This window comes from Aeromonas aquatilis (assembly GCF_054052405.1).
This window is the reverse complement of the sequence record NZ_JBSTYP010000180.1, coordinates 1-402: the sequence shown is the minus strand read 5'-3', so window position 1 is coordinate 402 and position 402 is coordinate 1. Positions and strand designations below refer to the sequence as shown.

1 protein-coding gene is annotated in these 402 nt (G+C 58.7%); it reads left to right on the top strand.

Annotated elements, in window-relative coordinates; genetic code table 11:
- On the top strand, positions 1–402 hold a 402-nt coding region (locus ACW5W8_RS23910), incomplete at both ends, for an LPD1 domain-containing protein (RefSeq protein WP_498630901.1).

Sequence of the window (402 nt, the reverse complement as noted above, 5' to 3'; positions counted from 1 at the left end):
TCGCGCAAGCTGGATGACAAGCGTAGCAAAGCGTACTGGACCACCGAGCGGGAGCTGAGCGCCCGGGCGTTTGAGTCATACCTGATAGCCAAGCTGCAAGACCAGAGTGCCAGTAACGATTATCTGGCCAACATTGTCAGTGAGGCGTCCTGGGATGCAGAAGCTGCGCTGGGGATGCGGCTTGATGAGAGTTATCCCTACCCGACAGCCGGGGAGGTTCCTGCCATCCGGGCTGGTTTTGATCAGTTTTTTGACACCATTGCAGAGCGTGAGGAGGGGGAGCGCCGGATCCTGTTTTCCAGGCAGGCCATGGCGCAAGGCGACAAGCCAGCCAAGCACCTGACCCAGAAAGAGGCGGAGCTGGTCACCAAGATATGGTTCAGGCAGTACCAGGGGGCAAGT